We start from the raw sequence: 20,677 nt of genomic DNA, 5'->3' as shown, positions 1-20,677 counted from the left end.
CGCGGATCGCACGTCACCGACGACGAGCCGGACCCCGCCACTGCGATGGTCCTGCGGACCCGGCCGAATCGGGCACGCCCTCAGGTTCGGGGTCGCGCAGACCGACGCAGGCCGACGCACGCCCGCCTCAGCGGCGAGTGTCCGTAGGCAGGAAGGCCAGGCCCGTCGGCGTGTTCAGGCCGTTGGCCGGGAGGGTGGTCTGGCCGCCGCCGGTCTCCGGCACGCGTACCACCCGTTTGTTGAAACCGTCGGCGATGTAGAGGCCGCCGCAGCCGTCGAGCGCGAGCCCGAGCGGGTCGCTGAGGCCGCTGGTGGGGACGGTGGTCTGGCCGCCGCCCGCCGCGACCTTCACCACGCGGTTGTTGCCGCTGTCGGCGATGTAGAGATCCCCCGCGGCGCTGAGTGCCAGTCCGGTCGGCTGGGAGAGACCGACGGTGGGGACCGTGGACTGGCCGCTCCCGTCGCCGGCCACCTTGACGACGCGGTCGTTGACGAAATCGGAGACGTACAGGTTCCCGGCGGCGTCCAGCGCCAGCCCCCAGGGGTGCAGCAGCCCCGTGGTCGGTACGGTGGTCTGGGTGCCGTCGGCCAGGGACACCTTCACGACCCGGTCGTTGAAGCTGTCGGCGACGTAGAGACTCCCCGCCCGGTCCAGGGCGAGCCCCAGGGGGCGCGACAGGCCGTCGGTGGGGACGGTGGACTGGCCGCTCCTGTCCGCTGCCATCACGACCACACGGTTGTTGCCGGTGTCCGACACGTAGAGGCGGCCCGTCTCGTCCCCGACCATGCCGGTCGGCCGTACGAGGCCCTCGAAGGGCAGGGTCGTCTGGTCGCCGCCCCTCGCGGGCAGGGCGACGACCCGGTTGTTGCCGTAGTCGGACACGTACAGGGGTGCGTGTGCGGAGGGTCGGTCTTCCGGCGACGGGGTCGCGCCCGCCGTCGTCGTGGGCAGCGTGCACAGTGCCACGAGACCCGCCGCGGCGGCGAGCCGACGGGCCCATCGGCGCGAGGCGCGCCTCTTGAAAGGCGCGAACGTCACCGCTCCGGACCCTGTCGTCGTACGTGCCATGGCTCCCCATCAGATCTGAGCGGCCGGCCCGCTGCCGCACCTGCCCCGACCATAGGAAGCAGCACCGAACGATGCGGGAACCACGCCGCCCGGCCGAGCCCGGGCCACCCCAACGCCCCAGACACCGGCCCGCGCCATGCCCCGATCGCAGAGCGGAGCGGTCTGCCCGCCTCCGTCGGGAGTACCGGATCCGGCGCAGGCCGCCTCCTCAGGGCTGCGCGGCCCCGGGACCCGTCTCCCGTCCTCCCCAGGGGCCGCGCCAGTCCAGGCACAGGACGGTCGCGTCGTCCTTCGGAGGCCCGCCTCCGTAGGCGTCGGAGACCGCCCCGACGAGGGTGCGTACGACCTCGCGTGGATGCTCGGACGCGGTCTCGCCCAACAGGGCGCGGAGGTCGACCGTCCGTGCGTCTCGTTCCTGCATCCCATCGGTGTAGAGCAGCAGGCGGTCACCGGGGCGCAGGTCGACGTCCTGCACCTGGTAGGCGCCCTGCTCCGCGATGCCGAACGGGAGGTTGACCCTCAGCTTCAGTTCCTCGACCACCCCGTCACGCAGCCGCAGTGGCCATGGGTGGCCGGCGTTGACGAGCCGGCTGCTGGATCCATCGAGGGCGATGCGCAGCAGCTGGCCGGTCGCGAGGGAGTGGCGGCCGTGGTGGAGGAGGGCCTGGTGCGTCTGGCGGGCCTGTTCGGCCAGGTCCTCCCCGGCTCGGCGGGCTCCGCGAGAGGCGTTGACGAGCAGGGTGGCCATGAGGGAGGCGCTCACGTCGTGGCCCATGGCGTCGGTGACGGAGAGGTGGAGCGTGCGGGCGTCGACGCTGTAGTCGTACGTGTCGCCGGCGATGTCGAAGGCCGGGACCAGGGCGCCGGCCAGCGTGAACTGGAGGGCTTCGCAGCAGGAGGCCGACGGCAGGAGCTGGCGCTGGATCTCCGCGGAGAGACTGACCGACGCGGTGCGGTTTCCCCAGTGATAGAGGTCGGTGAACCGGCGGTCGGTGACGATGACGTAGGCCAGGGCGCGGGCGGCCACCTCGACCTGCTCCAGCATGTCCAGGGGTGCGCTGTCGAGGGACACCTCCAGGACTCCGATGATGTCGCCGCGGTGCGTCACCGGGGCGAGCACCCGCTGCCCCTGCTCGCCTTCCGGGACCAGCACCAGTCGTTGACCGCGCAGGACCTCGTCGTACACCCCGGTGCCGGAGAGCTGAACCTGCGCCGCTCGCTCCTCCTGGTGTGCGGCCGCGGTGTCGTGGACGCGCAACAGGCGCCTGCCGACGAGGTCGAGGTCGAGGTCGACACACAGGAACGACACGTACCGGGCACCGAACCGGTCGAGCAGATCGCGCGCCACGACATCGAGCGAGTCCGCCGGTGCGGCCTTCTCCGCCGCCGCCAGGATCTCGGCCAGCACGATCCGCCCACCCGTCACACCAGCCTCCTGTATCTCGCGACCGGCCGAGGCCACGTCAGCGTCGCTGTGCGGCAGGAGGCCGACTCCACTCGGACGCTACACACTCGCGGTCCGCTGTCGCGTGCACACGCCGAGCGGGTCCCCGGAGCGGCGTCGGACGACTCGGTCGAACGACGGCCCTCCCTTTCGGGCGTGGTCCGGGCCTGGCAGCACGTCGGCGGCACGATGGTCCGGTCCGACGTCACTCCGGCCGTCACCCGTCGACGGCGATCCCGTCGGACCGGCTGATGGTCGCGGACGTGTTCGTACGCACCCTCCACAGGACCGCCCCTGCCGGGTCGGCGCCGGTGTGCGCGACAGGTCGACCAGCCCCGGCAGCCCCGTCTCCTCCGGGGCACGGCGCCGGCGGTCGGCAGGCGCCGGGCGCGCCTGGCGGCGGACGCGGGTTTCACCCGCCTGGCCGTCTCCGACCGCTTCCCTCGGTGGGCCAACGCCCAGGGTGTACGTCGGGCAGATCAGGCAGGAGCACGAGAACGTCCTCACCGCCTGCCGCGAGAAGGTGCTGCCCGCGCTGCACGGCCGAGCGGCAGGGCCCATGGTGGTCATCTGGTCGCTGGTCGTCGCGTGCGCCCTGTTTCCCCTCGTGTACGCGATCGTCCTCGCCACCGGGCGGCCCGGCCACGGCCAGGACGCCCACCCGCCCACCCCACTGAAGGAACGAGCCATGGCACGCAACGAGTCCCACGCGAACAGCGGCAGTGACCAGCCGGAACAGAACGACGCCCGCGGTGACGACGTGTATCAGCCCGCCCCTTCCGACGCCGCCGGCCACTCGGCTGATCTCGACCCCGACAACGCGCTCATGACGGATGCGATCGACGACCTGGCGGTTCCCGGCTACTCCCCGCCCGAGCGCCCCCGAGGCGTCACCCGGCACGGCACCACCCAACGGGAACAGCAGGAGGGCGAATCACTCGACGAGCGTCTCGCCCAGGAGATGCCCGACGCTCCGGGGGAGCCTCCGCCGGAGGACGACGGCATCGGGGACCTCCCGGGAGGCGCCGGGGAACCCGTCGACGAACAGGCGGGCGCCACCCGGGCCGGACGCCTCGCACCGGTCGACACACCGCCAGGTCGCGATGACCACGCCGTCGCCCGGGACGTGGGTCTGGACGACGGATCCGCGCCCGCCGAGGAGGCCGCGATGCACGTCGACACGGCGGTGGACGAGAACAGCGAGCGGGCGACGCCGTCCGATGACGGGACTCGGTGACGGGTGACGGGCGACGGGCGACGGGCGACGGGCGACGGGCGACGGGCGACGGGCGACGGGCGACGGTACCGGCCGGTCGAGTGATCGGTGCCCGTCTGCGCGGGCTGCGGCAGGGCGGGACACGACCGCTTACTCATCCACGTACGCGACGCACGTCGTGAGGTTCGCGGAGGAGAGCGACGGCCCGCGGAGGAGTCGCTTCCGTGGCGTTCGTGCAGCGCCCACCACCCCCGCGCCGCGTTCCCCTCTCACCTGTGGTGTTCCCTGGCCCGCGTGGCCGCGTGGACGGGAGCCGTCCGACGACTTCGTGCACGCATGGGTGTACGGGGCGAAAGCGGGGGCACGCGAACCCTCGGAGGTTGATATCCATGGTTCCCCTGCTTCTCGTCCTGCTTCTGGTCCTGCTCCTCTTCGGCGCGGGATTCGCACTGAAGGTTCTCTGGTGGGTCGCCATCGCCGTGCTGGTCCTGTGGCTGATCGGCTTCGTGGCCCGTCCCAGCGGCGGTGGCGGACGCTGGTACCGCTGGTAGCGCCGGGCATCCGTCGGCATTGCCCGGCGGTTCGCCCGCACACGACGACGCCCGTGACCGCCCGCAAGGGGGCGGCCGCGGGCGTCGTCGCGTAGAGGACAGGCCCGGACCATGGCAGGGCGGGGGTGGCACACCGCTGCGGGCCCGCGAGGAAGCCCTCGTGGTTGCCCACCGCCCTGAGGTGACCGCGTCCCGATCACGGCTCCGCCTCCACCGCCGCCATGACGGAGCGCTGCCGCAGCCTGGCGGCGACGAGTTCCATCTCGACCAAGGTTCCCGTCAGCCCAGTCGTCTTCAAGTCATCCGCCAAGGCCTTCGCCTGCGCGAGCGTCACGCCGTGTACCTCGCGCAGGGCTCGCAGGACGGCCACCGGACTTGTCTCGGGCGCGATCAGCCAGAGCCGGGCAGGTCCGTGTTCGGACAGGAGTGCCTGGCGTATCTCTTCCGGAGTCTCGCCGCCGCTGTCCTCCTCGCACCATGCGAGAGGGCATGACCGGCAGGCCCCTTCAGTCCCCCACCACAGGCGTCCGCGATCGATGAACTGGCCGACGTCGCGAGTCAGCACCCCACCGCAGGCATCGCATCGCGTTTCTACCGTCACACCCTGGGTGATCATCGTGCTCCACATCGTCGACCGCTGCTCCGCATGGTGCTCCAGCGGCTTCCGTCCGTCGACCGCATATCTCCTCCGACGTGCGGCGTCAGGGCCCGGCGCAGACGACTGCGCCGGGCCCCGGCCGTCGGGCCGTCCCGGTCACAGCGGCCTCGTCGGCCGCCACCCGCCGACGGGGCCGGCGGACGCTGGTCCGGACGGGCTACTTCGCCGGGTTCGGGCGGGCCGAGGCTTCGATACTGGCCGCCAGTGGCCCCGACGGCGGGCCGCATCGACGAAGGAGCGCGGGATGAACCCTCCACCGGCTGCGGAGTCCGGCTGCCAGATGATGAAGCGCGTGGCCAAGGAGCAGGCGAAGAGCATCGACAAGAGCGAGGAGCGCGCGGAGGAGTTCAGGAAGAGGATCACCGAGTTGAAGGCGGAGGCGAACCCGGACCAGGCACAGATCAGTGCCCTCGAGCAGGCCTTGGCACAGCTGGAGAAGAAGATCGAGGACGACCGCGTGGCACTGTCGGACCTGGAGAGCGTGATCAGCGAGAACTGCTGAGTCCTGGCCGCCGATCCGGGGTTGTGCGAGACCGGAGTGGTGTTCCGGATGACGACCGAGCCGGCCCGATGGGCCGGCTCGGCGGGTAGTGCGGGGAGCGACCTGTGATCAGTTCGCGTTCACGAGGTCGTGGGCCGGGACGGTGACGGTCCGCCGCCCGGGGGTGCCGCCGAGAACGACCTTGCGCAGGGCGCTGTTGTTGTCGAGGTTGGTCTCCTTCAGCCGCTTGGCGGGGTTGGCGAGGACCTGGATGTAGTAGGTGCCGTTGGGCAGGTCCGTGATGTCGAAGGACTGGCCCGGCAGGTCCTGGGTGTAGGTGTCACCGGAGCCGACGTCCAGTACCTCGCGGACGGAGATGGAGTTCTCCTGGCCGCAGGCGGTGGACAGGTCGGTGTTGTTCGGGTGCCAGTTGGCGTTCTTCACCGTGTAGTCGACGGCGTCGGTGTTGGCGAGGCAGAAGGCCTCCTTGCCGCTGCGGACCGCTTCCTTCTGGTCGGCCTTCAGCAGCCGGTAGCTGGCGAAGTCGGTGAAGTGCCAGTGCACGTGGCCGGGGCGCGGGTCCCACTCCATGGTGCCGGTGGGCGTGTAGCCGACCTGCTTGCCCTGGGCGTCGTAGAAGTACTGGTAGGCGTCCATCTTGGCCTTGCCGGGCGAGCGGAAGCCGTCCACGACGAGCTGGGCCGGGCCGGCGTTCCAGACGTTCGCGCTGAAGGCGAGGTAGTCCTTGCCGGGGATGTCCTGGGCGCCGCCGTCACTGATGGTGATGCCGTAGGCCGGCAGGGACCGCAGGTCGGGCTTGGGCACGTTCGGGACGGACGGGGCCCCGGTGGGGCGCGCGGACCGCGGGGTGAGGGCAGAGGCCTTGCGCGAGCCGTCGGTCTGCCCGGGGGTGTCCCCGGCGGCCTGGAAGCCGGCGCGCCCGGCCTGCTGCACCTTCAGCGCCCACGGCAGGGCCGGGGGCGCGGCCTTCAGCGGCCCGTGGCCCACGTTGTACGAGGGGCCCGCGCCGCTGGTCTGCGGTGCGCCTGCCTGGGCGGGGGTCGGAGCGTGTCCCGCTCCGTGCCCGGCGTGGGCGGAGGGGGCCTGGTGCGCGGAGCCGTGTCCGGCGTGTTCCCCGGCGGCGGCCGACCGGCCGTTCTCCCAGCTGCGTTCCTCGACGGTGAGCTTCACCGAGGCGGGCTTGTCGGCGATGCCGAAGAGGTCCCGGTACTTCTTGGCGACCCTGACCTTGGCCGTGTACGTGCCCGCGGCGAGCTTCACGGGCTCGGTGTAGGAGCCGCCGTAGGTGTTGGCGGCCCACCCCTTCTCGACGCCCCATACGGAGCCGAGGGTGAAGGGGTTGGTGGGGCAGCTCTCCGGATACTTGGAGGTGGCCGGCGCGTCGGGGCGGATCCGTCCGCTGGCGTTGTTCGGGCAGAAGCTCTCCGCCCGGTTGGCGACCACCTTGCCGTTCTTGTCCGTGATGGTGATCTCGGCGAAGCCCGGCAGTCCGGAGAAGTCCTTCACGGTGCCCAGGGGCAGCGTCTTGGCCTTGCTCTTGCCGCCCTCGAACACGGTCTGGGTGACGGTCACCGGGTCCTTGTAGGACTTCCGGGTCACCTTCAGCTCCAGCGGCGTTCCCTCGGCGGTGAGGTACGTGCCCAGGTCCAGGTAGACGCCCGGCTCCTCCTTCCACGAGGTGAGAGTGACCGAGCCGGTCGCCGCGACGAGGCTCAGCTTGGGACCCGTCGCGGCCGTCGCCCGGTCCGGCGCGGCGGCCATGAAGCCGGCTGTCACTGCCACGGCGGCGACAGCCGTGGTCCCCACGAGCATCGGCCGTCGTAGCCGGTTGGTGCGCGTCGTACTCATCGTTCTCTCGTCCTCCGGAGCTGTGCGGAAGCAGATCGGCGGCGGCCCGGCGGGACGTCTCCGCCCCGGGGCTCACGCGTGCGGGGCGCTCGGTGCACCCGAGCTATGAGAGGAAGGCATCGGACGTCCGGTTGTCCGGAGAGCTGAAACATCACGATGTTGGCCGGAAGACGCTCCCCTGCCCAAAGCGGAATACGGCTGTCGAAGTGGCACCTCACCACGGGAAAGAGGACTCCGTGCGAAAAGCGCCGAGAAATCGTCCGGTGGCCCGAAAGCGCCAGCCGCTGCTCGGGCACGGCGCGAGGTCACCCGGTGGGGCACCCCACGGCCGGCCGGGACACCGAACAGTGCGGCCGGAGACGGCACATGACATCCCGGCAGATCGCCGTGGCTCCGAACGACCACAGCCGGGGAGTGGACCTGCGCGGAACGGGCGGGACGCGGCCCGCGGGTTGAGCCGCGGGACCCGTCCCGCCCGACGCGGTGGGGCGGGCACCTGCCCAGGTGATACGTCTCCCCTGCCCGCCCGCGCGCACGGCTCCGGCCTCGCCCGGCGCCGGCCGGTCCTGCCGGAGCGGGGCCGTTCCGCCCTGTCGGAGCGGGGCCGTTCGGCTCAAGGGCAGCGGTCGCGCAGGGTCCTCAGCCGTCGGCCAGGGCGCGGCCCAGTAGAGGGAGCAGACGGTCCCAGTGCCGCTGCAGTCCTGAGCCGCTGTAGGTGTCTGTGTCGGCCATGGTGAAGCCGTGGACGGTGCCGGGGTAGATCTCGGAGGTGTGGTCGACACCGGCGGCGTCCAGGGACCGGTTGAGCGCGACGAGGCCCTCGGGTGTCAGATCGCCTTCGGCGTGGCCGAGATGGACCTTGGCGGTGATCTTCCCGAAGAGGTCGGGCCCGTCGGCGCCGACGGGCCCGTGGAAGGCGGCGACGGCCGCCACCCGGTCCGGGTGGGCCGCGGCGGTCCGCATCGCCAGAAGGCCCCCGATGCAGTACCCCGTCACCGCGACGGGGCCCGGGTGGACCTCGGGCTGGGCGGTGAGGAACCCGAGGTAGGCGTCGGCGTCGCTCAGGACGCGTTCGATGGTGTGCGCCTCGATCAGCGGCATCAGCTCGGCGAAGATCGCCGGCCGGGCCTCTGCTCCGATGAACTCGGGCAGCTCGACCACCGGTGCCGGGCCGTGCCGGTAGAAGAGGTTGGGGACGAGCACGTAGTACCCGTGCGCGGCCAGCTCGCGGGCCATCTCCTCGAGGACCGGGCGAATGCCGAAGCCGTCGGCGTACATGAGCACGCCCGGGTACCGCTCGCCGTCGTCGGGGAGTGCGGCGAACGCGTCGGCCTCGCCGTCGGCGGTGGCGATGCGCAGCATCTTGATGGGCATGGATCCTCCTGTCGTGGTTGATGTGTGGAACCTGTCATCAACACGACGGAGGCGGCGCCCGCGCGGCGGCAGCCGCAGCGGCGGGGCCTTGCTCGAACCTCGGGCTCGCATCGGCCCGTTCGGTGCTCAGAGGAGCACCGGGTCACCGATCCGTGTGTGGCGCGAGGCCGTCCCGGTAGTCATGGTCACGAAGCGTAGTCCACCGGGCCGAGCCGACGCTCGGTTTTCGTGTGAAAGGCGGGAAGGGGAAAGCGAGCAGGGGAAGGCGGGGAGGGGTGGGGCCGTGCGCCTCTGCCGTCCTAGGGCCGGATCCCGTCGCAGGCGATCCGCAGGTGGCGCGGCCCGCGCAGGACGGCGTTCTGCCGATACTGGGGCGGGTCGTCGAGGAGGCGGGGGTTCTCCAGTCTCCGGGCCAGTTCCGACAGGGCGAGTTGGGCTTCCAGCCGGGCGAGCGGTGCGCCGAAGCAGCTGTGGATGCCGCTGCCCAGGCCGAGGTGCTGGATGTCCGGGCGGTCCGGGTCGAAGAGGTCGGGGTTCTCGAACCGTTGCGGGTCACGGTTGCCGGACGCCAGGAGCAGCCAGAGGGTGGAACCCTTGGGGATGGTGACGCCCCGGACCTCGATGTCGGCGAGGGTGGTGCGGCCCGGGAGCAGCTGCACCGGCGGCTCGAAGCGGAGCAGTTCCTCGACGACGGGCACGGCCAGTCGTGGTTCGGTGCGCAGCCGCTGGAGGACGTCGGGATGGCGCATCAGGGTCAGCATGCCATTGGTGATGAGGTTGACCGTCGTCTCGTGACCCGCGATCAGGAGCAGCGCCGCGGTGCTCAGCAGTTCCATCGTGGCCATCGGGCCGTCCGGACCCTTCGCCGTCGCCAGCTGGGAGAGCATGTCGTCCCCGGGGTTCTTGCGGCGCTCCTCGATCAGGCCGGCGAGGTACATGCCCAGCTGCATCCGGGCCTCGTGCGCCGCGCCCGTGCCGCGCTCGGCGGGATCGGCGTCCGGGTCGGGGTCCAGGCTGGCGGCGAGGGTGTCCGCCCAGGTGTGGAAGCGCGCCTCGTCCTCGCGCGGCACTCCGAGCAGTCTGCAGATCACCGTCACCGGGAACGGGTACGAGAACTCCTCCACCAGGTCGATCCGGCCCGGGTCCCCGAGGCCGTCGATGAGGCCGGTGACGATGTCGTGGAGCTCCGGGCGCATTCCGTCGACCCGGTGCGGGGAGTGCGGCGGGCCGAAGTGCCGGTTCGTCATGCGTCGCATCCGGTCGTGCTCCGGCGGGTCGAGCCGTAGGAAGCTCGGCGGCAGGGCGCTCTCCTCCGGGGACGACTCCGCCAGCGGGTCGGCGCTGCCGGACGCCTGGTTGCGGGCGTCGGAGCTGATCCGGGGATCGTGCAGAAGGCTGCGGATCTCGTAGTAGGTGCTGATCACGTACAGCCCGTCGGTCTCGTGGTGGACCGGCGTCTTCCGCAGCTCTTCGTAGATCGGGTACGGGTCGGCCCGGTTGGCGTAGTCCAGGATCTGGTGCAGCAGGGTTTGCGTCATGTCAGGTCCTTGTGGCCGTTCGGGTCAGTGCGCGGGGGTGAACGTCATCCGGCGGTCGGCCGGCGAGTATCCGCTGAGGGTCACGGTGGGGCCGTGGCTGGGGACCGAAGGGTCGGGGAAGTCCGCGTCCATCGGCCGTTGTCCGTCCGCGTGCCGGTCGACCGTGGGGAACTGCGGCGGGAACGGCGCGGTGCGCTCGATGAGTTCCTGGTAGAACGGCAGCCACCGGCCGTGGTCGAAGGAGACGGCGCCGATGACGCGCCCCTGGTATCCGTAGACGCCGACGAACCTGCGGCTGTCGAGCGAGCCCTGCGCGATCAGGATCTCCGTCGCCATCGACGGGACTCCGACCGACTTGATGTTGACGCCGAACTGGGAGGACCAGAAGGCCGGCACGTCCATGTGCGGCAGTCGGTCGACGCTCTCGCTGAGCATGTTGTGTGCCGCGATCCCGGCCTGGGCGACGGCGTTGCCCCAGTGTTCAAGGGACAGGAACTGGTACCCGAAGAGGGGATGGGGGCAGCGGGCGACGTCGCCCGCGGCGTAGATGTCGTCGGTGACGATGCCGCGGATGTCGAAGGCCCGGCAGCCGGCATCGCAGGCGATGCCGCGCGGCCCGGCGCCGAGCCCGGAACCCTGCAGCCACTCGGTGTTGCGGAGGGCGCCGAGCGAGACGACCACCACGTCGGTCTCCACGGTGGAGCCGTCGGACAGGTGCGCGGCGCGCACCCGTCCCGATGCGTCGCCCTCGAGGGCGGTCACCATGACCCCGCACCGCAGGTCCACACCGTGCTCGCGCTGGAGGTCGGCCGCCGCCGCGGCGACCACCCCGCCGAGCGCGCCGACGAGGGGCGCGGCGCCTCGTTCGGCGACGGTGACGGGGAGGCCGCGTTCGCGGCAGGCGGAGGCGACCTCCGAGCCGGCGAAGCCTCCCCCGATGACCAGGACCCGTTCGGGTCCCTCGTCGAGCCGCCTGGCGAGTGCTGCACCCTCCTCGCGGGTCCGCAGCACGAAGACGCCGTCGAGTTCCGCCTCCTCGGCGCGCGGCCACGGCCGCGCCCGGACGCCGGTGGCGATCAGCAGCCGGTCGTACGGCACCTCGTCGCCGTCGGCCAGTCGCACCCTCCTCGCGGCCATGTCCAGGCCGGAGGCGGGAACGCCGAGCCGCCAGGTCGCGTCCACGGATCGGAGCCGGGGCAAGGCTGTGCGGTCGGCGTGTGCCCTGCCGAGCAGCACCCCCTTGGACAGCGGGGGCCGGTCGTACGGTTCGTGGGGCTCGTCGCCGATCATCGTCAGAGACCCCGCGAAACCCTTGGCGCGCAGGGTCTCGGCTGCCCGCAGACCTGCCAGCGAGGCACCGACGACGACGATGCGGCCCTCGCGTTTGAGCTGCTCCAGGACTCCGTCACCGAGCACCGGGCACCGCCTCGGCCGGCTCGTCCACGGCATCGACGAGGATGGCCTGCACCGGGCAGGCCGCGGCGGCCTGGGCCAGCTTCTCGCGCTGTGCCTCGTCGGGATCCGGGTCGTAGAGCAGCGCCTCGTCGCCGTGCATGGTGAAGATCTCGGGAGCGAGGAACGCGCACTGCGCGTACCCCTGGCAGCGGTTCAGATCGACGGCGATGCTCACCACGGGATCCGGTCCTCTCCAATGGCTCGGTCAGGCCCCCTGCGCCCACTCTCATCGGCGGGGAGGGCCAGGGCGACGGGGAACGGACCGATCGAGTGAGCGGTGCGGCCGATCAGGGCGGGGCGGCGGGCCGTGACGCGGCGGAAGGCCGGCCCCACGGCTCCGGCGCGCCGTCCGCGCGGCCTCTCCCGCGCTCGGTCCCCGAAGACGCGATCGCCCGGTGCGGCTCTCCCTCCGCCGGCCACTCCGACCGACCCCGTGCTTGGCGCACTTCGAGCGGGCGACCGGGACGTCGGGGGTCGGAGGGGCGCGATGAGTCCCGGGAGCCGGGTGGGAGCAGGACCGGGCCCGCGTCCCGTGTCGACGGGACGGTGGGCGGCAGACCGTGTGGGGGTGTCGTCCGGGCCCCGGCCCGGGCGACGGTATCGACCGGAACCACTCGCGCGGAATGTCGTGATCATCGTGTCGCGGATACTGGGCCGGTTCGGCACCGGCTGGACCGGCGCCGGGCCGTGCGGGGAGACCGACACCCGTGTGCTGTGCGGGCGGGGCTGGGTGCTCGCCTGCGGGCGGGTCGACGGCCGCGACGGCGTGACCGCGGTGCCCGCCGGTGCCGTCGAAGTCCGGCTGCCACTGCTGAGCCGCGTCGAGTCCCGCGGCCGCCCGGTCGCGGAACGGCACCACGCCACGGTGCTGCGGGCCGCCTTCGAGACGGCCGGGACGCGTCACTTCGCCGAGCGGCTGCGGGGCGCGTACGCGACGGCGGTCGTCGACACGCGATCGACACCGGTCCTGGTGCTCGCCCCCGACGACGCGAGTACGGTCCCGCTCTACCACCACTGGCCACCCGCGAGGCGCTGTCCTTAGCCACCGACATGCCGGCGCTGCTCGCACTGCTCCCGACCCCGCCCACGCGCTGCGGACGCCCGGCCTCGACGCGTACGGGGGCACCCTGTTCGAGAACGTACGGCTGCTCCCGCCGGGCACGACCGCGGTGTGCGAACGCGGGCACGCGCCGCGGCTGCTCCGGCGCGCGCCGGCCGGGGCGCGGCGGCCCAGGGCCGGGGTCACCGGACCGGGACGTCCCTGGCGTGCTCCCGGGTGTTCCGGGTGCCACGAGCGTCCCGGGCACACCGCGTCCGGAGCCGGACCGCAGGTCCGACCCGCCGTCCGACCCGCCGTCCGAGCCGCTGGACAGGCGCCGGGCAGGGGGCTTGCCTGTGCTGCTGCCCACCCTGCTGTGGCGGCTTGGCCAGCCCGAGGCCGACCCGGGCGCGCTCACCGCGTAGGCCTGGCACGGTCCGACGGACTCGGAGGACCGCTTTCGCCGTCGACGCCGACGCCGGGCGGCGTCGGGCGACGCCGGGGGAAGGGCCGTGGCGGACCCGGGCGAGCACTGGCTTGCGATACGCCGAGAGGCTCGCGCCGGTCGACACCGTGGGCCGGCCCCGCCTCTACTCCCCCGGTCCGGCTGAGTCGCATCTCTCGCGGCGGGTCGCGGGACTGCTCAGCTGGCGGTCGAGTGACTGCTGGCCGCCCGGCTCACCCGCCCCTCGGAGCGCATGGCGGGGACGATCTGGGCCCTGTCGATGTTCCAGCTGTGGCGCGAGGAGTACGCAGTGACGGAGCGCCTGTGCCCCCAGGGGAGAACGCGATTCACCCGACGGAGGCGGATACGGGCGGTACTCGCTCCGCAGGCGCGGCTGCTGGTCCTGGAGCGGGTCACGACGGACGACGGGGCGGGTGCCCTGGCCGCGCTGTGGGACCGTGCGAGGCCTGCGGACGGGGCCCGAGCCTCTTCCCCGCGGGGCCTCGGCGCCGGGGCGCTGTCGCGTCAGCCCGGCCCGGAGGAGTCAGCCCGGCCCCGCGGTGTCAGCCCGGTCCGCAGTGTCCAAGGTGAGGATCAGGAGGGTGACGTCGTCCTGGATCCTGGGGGCGAAGCGACTCAGGTCGGCCCAGATCTCGTCGGGCAGCTCGTCAAGGCCGACACCGGTCATCCGGCCCAGACGCTCGACGAAGGGGTAGAAGGCGCCGGAGGCGTCCCGTGTCTCCAGGACACCGTCCGACGCCAGGAGCAGCCGGTCCCCGGGCAGCAGCGACACCGTCGCGGCGGTTCCGGGCATGACGTCGGCGAGGCCCAGGCCCAGGGGTGGTCCGGGGTCGAGGTCCAGGGTGCTCACGGCTCCGTCGCGCAGCAGGACCGGCGGTGGATGGCCGCAGGCCAGGACACGGACCTCCCGCCCGCGCGGCGCGAAGTCCAGGAGAACGGCCGTGGCGAAGAGTTCCGCGTGCTCCGTCCGCGCCGAGTCGACCACGAGTCTGCGGTCCAGGCGCGCCGCGATCGACTCCGCGTCCACGTCGTCCAGCACGGCCTCGCGGAACGCCCCCAGGACGGAGGCGACCGTCGCGACGGCCGAGAGACCGTGCCCCTGTACGTCGCCGAGGACCGCCCGCACCCCGTGAGGGCCGGGCCGTACGTCGAAGAAGTCGCCTCCCACCAGCGTGCCGCGCTCGGCGGCGCGGTACAGGCTCGCGCAGCGCACGGGCCCGACCCGCCGCCGTACGTCCGGGACGATGGCCCGCTGGGCCGTCTCGGCGACGGTGCGTTCCAGGTCGAGCTGCTCGTCCCGGCGCCCGCGGACGAAGGAGACGAAGACGCTCAGGGTGGCGACGAAGCCGAGGGTGAAGAGGTCGGTGTTGCCTGGCTGGTCCAGGTGGAAGGCGGGAATGGTGAGCAGCCCGATGGTCGCAGCGCCGAGGAAGGCCGTGGCCAACGGTCCGTAGGCCAGGACGGCCAGCGGAGGCACCGCGCCGAGCAGGAAGCCGATGTCCACCGGAACGGAGTCGGTGAGGGAGGCCGCTCCGACCCCCACGAGCAGCAGCACGGGCAGGACCCGCACCCAGCGGGGCGGCGGGGCCCCGCGCAGCCAGCTCCGCCGGTACGGGCCGGTCGCCGCCTTCGTTGGCTTCACCACACCACCAGGCTCCTATGCCGGAGTGCGCCGCGCACGCCACGGCCCCGGGTCGTCCCGGCCACGGGCGGAAGGGGCCCGGCCGACGGCACGGCAGGAGCCGACGGCAGAGGAGCAGCCGACGGCAGAACAAGGCAGGTCCCGTGAAGGACAGGGAAGGTCCAGCGCAGAACACGGTGCGTCCTGCGCAGCGCATGCGGTCGTGCACCGCGTGTGAGATCCGGCGCCCGGCCGTCGGCCAGCTATACCTTCCGATGGCAGGACAGCTCCACGCACTCCGTACCCGACCGTAAGGGCCGCCATCGTGACCGGACGCACCCCGGAGCCCATCGAAAGCCCGAGACCGCCCGAGACCGTCGGCGAGCCCCGATGGCCGATGGCGGCGGCCGTCGTCGCCGCCATGGGGTTGACCGTCCTGCTCCCCGACGACCTCCGGCTGGCGCCTCGCTGGTTCATCCCCGCCGTCGAGGGACTGCTCCTGCTGGCGCTCATCGCCGGCGACCCGGGCCGCATCGACCGGCGCTCGGCCGCCCTGCGAAGCCTGTCGATCGCCCTGGTGGGAGTTCTGGCCCTCAGTGCCGTCTGGTCGACCGTTCAGCTGGTCGACGACATCCTCCATGCCGGGAAGGAGACCAGCTCCGCCACCAGCCTGCTGCAGACCGGCGGCACGGTGTGGGCCTGTACCGTCCTCGCCTTCTCCCTGCTGTACTTCGAACTCGACAGCGGTGGGCCGGCCGCCCGCGCCCACCGCATGCCCTCCACGCCGGCGCTCGCCTTCCCCCAACACCTCGAGCCCCGGCTGAGCAGCGCCGACTGGCGGCCCCGCTTCATCGACTACCTCTACCTCGCGCTCACCAACGCCACCGCCTTCAGCCCCACCGACGTCATGCCGCTGGCCCCCTGGGCCAAGATCGCCATGGGCGTCCAGTCGCTCGTCTCCCTGCTGATCCTCGGGCTCGTGGTCGCCCGAGCCGTCAACGTCCTCGCCTGACCCGCCACCGGGACGACCGCGGCGACCCGGACGTTCCCGCGCTGTCCGCGCCGGTGCCGCGCGCGTGGTGCCGGACCGGGCTCCCCTGGCGGCACCCTGTCACCGGCTCGGCTCCACGGCGTGCCCGGGCGCGCCGCCCGCCCACCATCGCGGTGAGGGCTACCGTCGGCTCCATGGAGCGAATCCGCGCGGTCCTGATCGACATCGACGGCGTCCTCACCGTCTCCTGGAAGCCACTGCCCGGAACGGTCGCGGCCATGGAACGGCTGCGCGCCGCCGGCCTTCGCCTCGCCCTGGTCACCAACAACACCTCCCGCACACGTGCCGCCATCGCCGTGCGCCTGGCCGCCCTCGGCTTCCCCGTCGGGGCCGAGGACGTCCTGACCGCCCCGGCCGCGACGGCGGCCCATCTGCGCGAGCACTTCCCCGGCGCCCGCTGCCTCCTGCTCAACAGCGGCGACGTACGCGACGACCTGCCCGGAGTCACGTTGATCGACGAGGGGGACGCGGACGTGGTCGTGCTCGGCGGCGCGGGCCCCGAGTTCGGCTACGAGACGCTGAACCGGGTCTTCCGGCAACTGCAGCGCGGTGCCCGGCTGGTGTCCATGCACCGCAACCTGTACTGGCGTACCGAGGGCGGTCTCGACCTCGACACCGGAGCCTTCCTCGAAGGCCTTGAGAAGGCCTCCCGTACGGAGGCGGAGGTGACGGGCAAGCCTGCCCGGGCGTTCTTCGCGAGCGCCCTCGCCCACGTGGGCGTCGACGCATCCGAAGCGCTGATGATCGGCGACGACATCGAGTCGGACGTGCTGGCAGCCCAACGGTCAGGCCTCACCGGTGTCCTGGTGAGGACGGGCAAGTACTCCCCCGAGACCCACCGATCCGCTTCCGGGACCCCGCACCACGTCCTCGACTCCTTCGCCGACCTGCCCGTGCTTCTCCTCGCCGGTTCCAGCGGCGTGACGAGCCCCGGATCCGGCGGCTCGCCCGGAACGTGACCCACCGGCGAGCACCACTCGCCTTCGGCCGCGTCGGCCGCCGTCGGCGCCCTGATCCGGCCGAGCTGCCGGCTTCCCGTGCCCGGTGGGCAGGACCCGGGGGCGGGCGAATCGGTGTCGGTGTCGGTGTCGGTGTCGGTGGCAGGAAAACGCGTCGACAGCGCCCCTCGGCACCCGGCAGAGTGGCCGCCCGTGACGAGCAGTGAGCTGTGGACCCGTGCGACCGCCGACCGCTACGACGCCGAGGAGACCGAGATGTCCTCGGCCGCTGCCCTCGGACCGACTCTCGCCTTCCTCGCCGAGCTCGCCGGAGACGGCCGGGCACTGGAGTTCGCCATCGGGACCGGACGCGTGGGCGTCCCGCTCCGGGAACGCGGCGTCCCGGTCGCGGGCATCGAACTGTCCGAGCACATGGCGGCGGTGCTGCGGCGGAAGGTCGACGAGGAGACGCTCCCGGTCGTCATCGGGGACATGGCCACCACCGTCGTTCCCGGCGAGTTCGCCCTGGTCTATCTCGTCTACAACACCATCACGAACCTGCTCACGCAGGACGAGCAGATCGAGTGCTTCCGCAACGCCGCGCGTCATCTGAGGCCCGGCGGCCGGTTCGTCATCGAGCTGGGCGTGCCGCCGCTGCGGTTCCTGCCGCCCGGCCAGGTCGCGGTGCCGTTCGACGTCTCTGAGCAGCACGTCGGTTTCGACACCTTCGACCTCGTCGAGCAGATCCTCGTCTCGCACCACTTCACCCGCGACGGCGACGACGGCAGCTACCGCCGCGACAACTCCCGGCACCGCTACGCCTGGCCGGCGGAGCTCGACCTGATGGCACGCATCGCCGGGCTCGAGAGGGAACGTCGCGTCGGGGACTGGGACGGGGCGCCGTTCAGGCAGGACTCCACGAAGCACATCTCCGTGTGGCGCAAGCCGGCCTGAGGCCGGCCGCCGGGGCATCCCCACGCGCTCCGCGGGCATCCTCACGCGCTCCGCGGGCACCGTCACGCGCTCCGCGGGCACCGTCACGCGCTCCGCGGGCACCGTCACGCACGCCGTCCCCGTCGGGGCTGTCCGTCCCCGAAGCGGTGGTGATCCCTCGCCCGCCCGGGCGTACCCGCGCTTGAGCCCGGGGCCGCCCGGGCAGGCGGGTTGTCCAGAGGGCCTTGCGGGGCGGCGACGGGACGAGGTGGGGCGTGGCAGGAGGCCGAGGACGGCACGACCGGGAAGGCGGGCTGTTCGCGCGCCTCCGGCGCGACACCTTCGCCGTTCAGACCGTGCGGTCCGCGGCGGCCGCCACGCTCAGCTACGTCGTCGCCCTCCAGCTCAGCAGTGAGCCGGCTCCGCTCACCGCACCCCTCACCGCCCTCCTCGTCGTCCAGGTCACGCTCTACTCCACCGTGACCACCAGCCTGCGCCGGGTGAACTCGGTCGTCGTCGGCGTTCTGATCGCCATCGCGTTCAGCGCCGTCGTCGGCCTCTCCTGGTGGAGCCTCGCCCTCGTCATCCTGGCCTCGCTGCTCGTCGGCCGGCTCGTCAGGGTCGAGGAGTTCATTCCCGAGGTCGCCATCAGCGCCATGCTCGTCCTCGGCGTCACCCAGGTGTCCGACACCGCCTGGGACCGTGTCCTGGAGACCCTCATCGGCGCCGTCGTCGGCATGCTCTTCAATCTGGTGCTGGCCCCGCCCGTCTGGGTCGACACCGCGGGCGACTCCATCGAGGACCTCGCGCGCCGGATGCGGCTGCTGCTCCTGGACGTGGCCGACGAGTTCACCGGAGCACCCCCCGTCGAGCAGGCCGCCACCCGGCTGCACGAGGCCCGGCGCCTCGACAACGACGTGGCCGACGTCGACGGGGCCCTGCGCACCGCCGAGGACAGCCTGCGGCTCAACCCGCGCGTCAAGGAGGGCCTGCTGCACCGGGTCGTGCTGCGTACCGGCCTCGACACCCTGGAGATCTGCGCCGTCGTCCTGCGTGTCCTCGCCCGCACCCTCACCGACCTCGCGAAGCACCGGAACGGGCACCGGCTGCTGCCCGAGCCGGCCGCCCTCGCCATCCGGGAGACCGCCCAGTACACCGCCGACGCCCTCGTCAGCTTCGCCGTTCTGGTCACCACCCAGGGCAGCGAGGGCGCCGAGGCCGCGGAGACCCGGCTCGCGGGCGAGCTGCGGGCGGCCAGGGCCTGCCGAGACCACGCGGCCGACCGGCTCCTCGCCCTCGCCCTCGCCAACCCCGGCCGCTGGCAGCTGTACGGAGCACTGCTCACCGAGATCGACCGGATCCTCGACGAACTCGACCCCGAGCACCGCGGCCACCGGCTGATGGAAGAACTCGACCGACGGGTCCGCGAACGCAGCGACCGCCGGCGCCGACTCGCTCTCCGCGACCGGCGGGAGACCCGCCGACCCGCCCGTACGGACAGCTGACGCGTCGGCGGGGACCCCCGCACGGGCGAGTCTCAGGCGGGGGTCTTCCGGCCGGGCAGTGAGTGCGCGAGGAGGTACTCGGTCGCTCCGGCGATCGCCTCGGCATACGTACGGTGGACGGGCTCGGACTCCGTGTCCTGTCCGTCCGCGGCGGTGGCGGTGTACCACCAGGCGTCGGCGTCCGCGTCGTGGTGGACCACGGCGGTACCACCCGCGTAGTGGAACGGGATGGACTCGCTGGCGGGTTGCCTCACCACGGCGTGGGGCCACTTGAGACGGGCCGACTGACGCTTGATGCCGCCCCAGGCGGCACCGAGCTGGGCGTAGTTCGCTCCACTGCGGCCGGCCACGGTGGCGGCGCTCTCCGCCAGCCGTTCGACGGACTGCTTGGCCTCGTAGAGGGCGCGCAGAAGCGCCAGCTGCACATCGGGCGATGCCATGAGCACGGGGTCGAGGGGCTTGTCGGCGGCTCGGTAGGCCAGTACACGGGTCGAGATCCGTTCGGCCAGGGCGCGCGCGGCATCGTGGACGCTCTCGTCCATGGTGAACGTGTCGTCCTGGGCGGGCTCGCTCCAGGGCGGCTCCACCAGGGCCGAGGCGGCGGTCCAGAAGTTCTCGTCGTTCCTGTCGGGGGTCGGCACTGCACGCACATCACTCATGCGACAAGCATAGCTGTCGAGACTGGGTTCCGACAGTTAAATCTGTCACGCATCCGATGGCTGTCCACCACCCCTCGCCCCTGCCTCGGTGGTCGCCTGCGCTCCTGGAGGCGGAGGCAGCCTCGCCGCGCTCGCCGTCGCGGCCGAGGAAGGGCAGTCGGGACCCGGCTCCACGGCGCGGACCGGGCACCCGGGCGTGTGGTGTCACCGGCCGCGGCGGTTCTCCGCGCCTCGGCTCCGGCGGGCGCGCGGGGGGCGCTGGCTGCGGCGCGCGGCGGAGACGTCGTCCGCGTCGGTCGCCTGGGGGGAGGAGAAGGTGGCCTGAACGGGCGCCGGAGGCGCGGGCTTGGAGGCCGCGGGAACCGTGACGCCGGGCGGCGTGGCGGCGCCCGGAAGGAGCGTGGCGTTGACGATGTGGGGAGCGCAGGCCTGGCAGACCTCGGTCAGGGTCCACACATCACCCACGACCCGGTTGTGGATGAGAACCAGCAGGGTTCGGCCCGTGCATGTCGTTCTGGTGGTGTGGTGGCGGCAGTCGGCCGCTCCACAGGCGCAGGTGGCGTTGGGGCGCGGGGTGGCGGAACGTGCGTGGGCCTGGACGTGCTGCTGCGCGAAGCGGCGCAGGGCGTTGATGTCCCTGGAGCGTGGGGGCATCCGGCACGCGGCGGTGCTGCAGGCCACGGTGGCGGAGTGGTCCGGGTGTCCGGTGAGCCGGACGGTCCAGGTTCTGCCCGGCAGGCGCGATCCGGGAAGGCTGCTCAATTCGCGGGTCCGTTCGATCGTGGGTGTGATGCTCTGGTTTTACCCTCC

At 72.5% G+C, this 20,677-nt stretch carries 19 protein-coding genes; 8 read left to right on the top strand and 11 right to left on the bottom strand.

Annotated features, from left to right (window positions below):
- Positions 1–127: 127 nt before the first annotated feature.
- Together ACFQ79_RS05920 and ACFQ79_RS05915 are read right to left on the bottom strand one after the other, a co-directional pair.
- Complete coding sequence (locus ACFQ79_RS05920; RefSeq protein ID WP_383579596.1) at positions 128–1,069, bottom strand: SMP-30/gluconolactonase/LRE family protein; 942 nt, start codon at positions 1,067–1,069, stop codon at positions 128–130.
- A 208-nt stretch (positions 1,070–1,277) separates the two neighbouring features.
- Positions 1,278–2,495, bottom strand: coding sequence for a PP2C family protein-serine/threonine phosphatase (locus ACFQ79_RS05915; RefSeq protein WP_383579595.1), 1,218 nt, complete (start codon positions 2,493–2,495; stop codon positions 1,278–1,280).
- A gap of 481 nt (positions 2,496–2,976) precedes the next feature.
- Between ACFQ79_RS05915 and ACFQ79_RS05910 the strand changes: the two genes are divergently transcribed.
- Together ACFQ79_RS05910 and ACFQ79_RS05905 are read left to right on the top strand one after the other, a co-directional pair.
- Positions 2,977–3,750, top strand: a complete 774-nt coding sequence (locus tag ACFQ79_RS05910; protein WP_383579594.1) for a DUF5709 domain-containing protein — start codon at positions 2,977–2,979, stop codon at positions 3,748–3,750.
- A gap of 368 nt (positions 3,751–4,118) precedes the next feature.
- Entirely contained in the window at positions 4,119–4,280 is a 162-nt protein-coding gene (locus tag ACFQ79_RS05905) for a hydrophobic protein (RefSeq protein ID WP_328485351.1), read from the top strand.
- 196 nt (positions 4,281–4,476) lie between these two features.
- Here the strand turns inward: ACFQ79_RS05905 and ACFQ79_RS05900 are convergent, their stop codons facing one another.
- The gene (locus tag ACFQ79_RS05900) at positions 4,477–4,896 is read right to left on the bottom strand and encodes a hypothetical protein (RefSeq protein WP_383579593.1); all 420 of its coding nucleotides are present in this window, start codon (positions 4,894–4,896) and stop codon (positions 4,477–4,479) included.
- A 286-nt stretch (positions 4,897–5,182) separates the two neighbouring features.
- Between ACFQ79_RS05900 and ACFQ79_RS05895 the strand changes: the two genes are divergently transcribed.
- Positions 5,183–5,440, top strand: coding sequence for a hypothetical protein (locus tag ACFQ79_RS05895; RefSeq protein ID WP_383579592.1), 258 nt, complete (start codon positions 5,183–5,185; stop codon positions 5,438–5,440).
- Positions 5,441–5,548: 108 nt separating this feature from the next.
- Here ACFQ79_RS05895 and ACFQ79_RS05890 read toward each other — a convergent pair whose 3' ends face one another.
- The 5 genes from ACFQ79_RS05890 to ACFQ79_RS05870 form a co-directional block, all read right to left on the bottom strand.
- Positions 5,549–7,288 (bottom strand): lysyl oxidase family protein, encoded by a 1,740-nt coding sequence (locus tag ACFQ79_RS05890; RefSeq protein ID WP_383579591.1) that lies wholly within the window; start codon positions 7,286–7,288, stop codon positions 5,549–5,551.
- Between the two features lie 639 nt (positions 7,289–7,927).
- The gene (locus ACFQ79_RS05885; protein WP_383579590.1) at positions 7,928–8,662 is read right to left on the bottom strand and encodes a dienelactone hydrolase family protein; all 735 of its coding nucleotides are present in this window, start codon (positions 8,660–8,662) and stop codon (positions 7,928–7,930) included.
- Between the two features lie 299 nt (positions 8,663–8,961).
- Positions 8,962–10,200 carry a cytochrome P450 gene (locus ACFQ79_RS05880; protein WP_383579589.1) on the bottom strand — a complete coding sequence of 413 codons (1,239 nt, stop codon included), beginning with the start codon at positions 10,198–10,200 and terminating at the stop codon, positions 8,962–8,964.
- A gap of 24 nt (positions 10,201–10,224) precedes the next feature.
- Entirely contained in the window at positions 10,225–11,649 is a 1,425-nt protein-coding gene (locus ACFQ79_RS05875) for an NAD(P)/FAD-dependent oxidoreductase (protein WP_383579588.1), read from the bottom strand.
- On the bottom strand, positions 11,606–11,830 hold the full coding sequence (locus ACFQ79_RS05870; RefSeq protein WP_229315109.1) for a ferredoxin: 225 nt from the start codon (positions 11,828–11,830) through the stop codon (positions 11,606–11,608). Before ACFQ79_RS05870 ends, ACFQ79_RS05875 begins: the two co-directional genes overlap by 44 nt.
- 462 nt (positions 11,831–12,292) lie before the next feature.
- Between ACFQ79_RS05870 and ACFQ79_RS05865 the strand changes: the two genes are divergently transcribed.
- On the top strand, positions 12,293–12,697 hold the full coding sequence (locus tag ACFQ79_RS05865; RefSeq protein ID WP_383579587.1) for a hypothetical protein: 405 nt from the start codon (positions 12,293–12,295) through the stop codon (positions 12,695–12,697).
- A 986-nt stretch (positions 12,698–13,683) separates the two neighbouring features.
- Here ACFQ79_RS05865 and ACFQ79_RS05860 read toward each other — a convergent pair.
- Positions 13,684–14,805, bottom strand: a complete 1,122-nt coding sequence (locus ACFQ79_RS05860) for a PP2C family protein-serine/threonine phosphatase (RefSeq protein WP_383579586.1) — start codon at positions 14,803–14,805, stop codon at positions 13,684–13,686.
- 301 nt (positions 14,806–15,106) lie between these two features.
- Here ACFQ79_RS05860 and ACFQ79_RS05855 point away from each other — a divergent pair, with 301 nt between their 5' ends.
- The 4 genes from ACFQ79_RS05855 to ACFQ79_RS05840 all read left to right on the top strand — a co-directional run bounded on the left by ACFQ79_RS05855 (position 15,107) and on the right by ACFQ79_RS05840 (position 19,208).
- Positions 15,107–15,793: a hypothetical protein gene (locus ACFQ79_RS05855; protein WP_383579585.1), complete on the top strand. Its 687-nt coding sequence runs from the start codon at positions 15,107–15,109 to the stop codon at positions 15,791–15,793.
- 173 nt (positions 15,794–15,966) lie between these two features.
- Positions 15,967–16,791: a TIGR01458 family HAD-type hydrolase gene (locus ACFQ79_RS05850; protein WP_383579584.1), complete on the top strand. Its 825-nt coding sequence runs from the start codon at positions 15,967–15,969 to the stop codon at positions 16,789–16,791.
- Positions 16,792–16,983: 192 nt separating this feature from the next.
- The gene (locus ACFQ79_RS05845) at positions 16,984–17,724 is read left to right on the top strand and encodes a class I SAM-dependent DNA methyltransferase (protein ID WP_383579583.1); all 741 of its coding nucleotides are present in this window, start codon (positions 16,984–16,986) and stop codon (positions 17,722–17,724) included.
- 254 nt (positions 17,725–17,978) lie between these two features.
- Positions 17,979–19,208, top strand: coding sequence for an aromatic acid exporter family protein (locus ACFQ79_RS05840; RefSeq protein ID WP_383579582.1), 1,230 nt, complete (start codon positions 17,979–17,981; stop codon positions 19,206–19,208).
- A 32-nt stretch (positions 19,209–19,240) separates the two neighbouring features.
- Here ACFQ79_RS05840 and ACFQ79_RS05835 read toward each other — a convergent pair whose 3' ends face one another.
- Together ACFQ79_RS05835 and ACFQ79_RS05830 are read right to left on the bottom strand one after the other, a co-directional pair.
- A complete protein-coding gene (locus ACFQ79_RS05835) occupies positions 19,241–19,867 on the bottom strand; it encodes a hypothetical protein (protein WP_383579581.1) in 627 nt (208 codons plus the stop codon).
- 204 nt (positions 19,868–20,071) lie between these two features.
- Positions 20,072–20,629: a hypothetical protein gene (locus tag ACFQ79_RS05830; RefSeq protein WP_383579580.1), complete on the bottom strand. Its 558-nt coding sequence runs from the start codon at positions 20,627–20,629 to the stop codon at positions 20,072–20,074.
- Positions 20,630–20,677: the final 48 nt, after the last annotated feature.

Source organism: Streptomyces sp. NPDC056480 (assembly GCF_042795405.1).
Taxonomy (GTDB): Bacteria; Actinomycetota; Actinomycetes; order Streptomycetales; family Streptomycetaceae; genus Streptomyces.
The sequence above is the reverse complement of the archived record's forward strand: the minus strand, read 5'-3'. Positions and strand labels throughout refer to the sequence as shown.

Excerpts from the sequence above, each read along its gene's own strand:
- ACFQ79_RS05920 (WP_383579596.1), bottom strand. The coding sequence starts at position 1,069 with ATGGCACGTACGACGACAGGGTCCGGAGCGGTGACGTTCGCGCCTTTC.
- ACFQ79_RS05905 (WP_328485351.1), top strand. The coding sequence starts at position 4,119 with ATGGTTCCCCTGCTTCTCGTCCTGCTTCTGGTCCTGCTCCTCTTCGGC.
- ACFQ79_RS05900 (WP_383579593.1), bottom strand. The coding sequence starts at position 4,896 with ATGATCACCCAGGGTGTGACGGTAGAAACGCGATGCGATGCCTGCGGT.
- ACFQ79_RS05895 (WP_383579592.1), top strand. The coding sequence starts at position 5,183 with ATGAACCCTCCACCGGCTGCGGAGTCCGGCTGCCAGATGATGAAGCGC.
- ACFQ79_RS05890 (WP_383579591.1), bottom strand. The coding sequence starts at position 7,288 with ATGAGTACGACGCGCACCAACCGGCTACGACGGCCGATGCTCGTGGGG.
- ACFQ79_RS05885 (WP_383579590.1), bottom strand. The coding sequence starts at position 8,662 with ATGCCCATCAAGATGCTGCGCATCGCCACCGCCGACGGCGAGGCCGAC.
- ACFQ79_RS05880 (WP_383579589.1), bottom strand. The coding sequence starts at position 10,200 with ATGACGCAAACCCTGCTGCACCAGATCCTGGACTACGCCAACCGGGCC.
- ACFQ79_RS05875 (WP_383579588.1), bottom strand. The coding sequence starts at position 11,649 with ATGCCGTGGACGAGCCGGCCGAGGCGGTGCCCGGTGCTCGGTGACGGA.
- ACFQ79_RS05850 (WP_383579584.1), top strand. The coding sequence starts at position 15,967 with ATGGAGCGAATCCGCGCGGTCCTGATCGACATCGACGGCGTCCTCACC.
- ACFQ79_RS05835 (WP_383579581.1), bottom strand. The coding sequence starts at position 19,867 with ATGAGTGATGTGCGTGCAGTGCCGACCCCCGACAGGAACGACGAGAAC.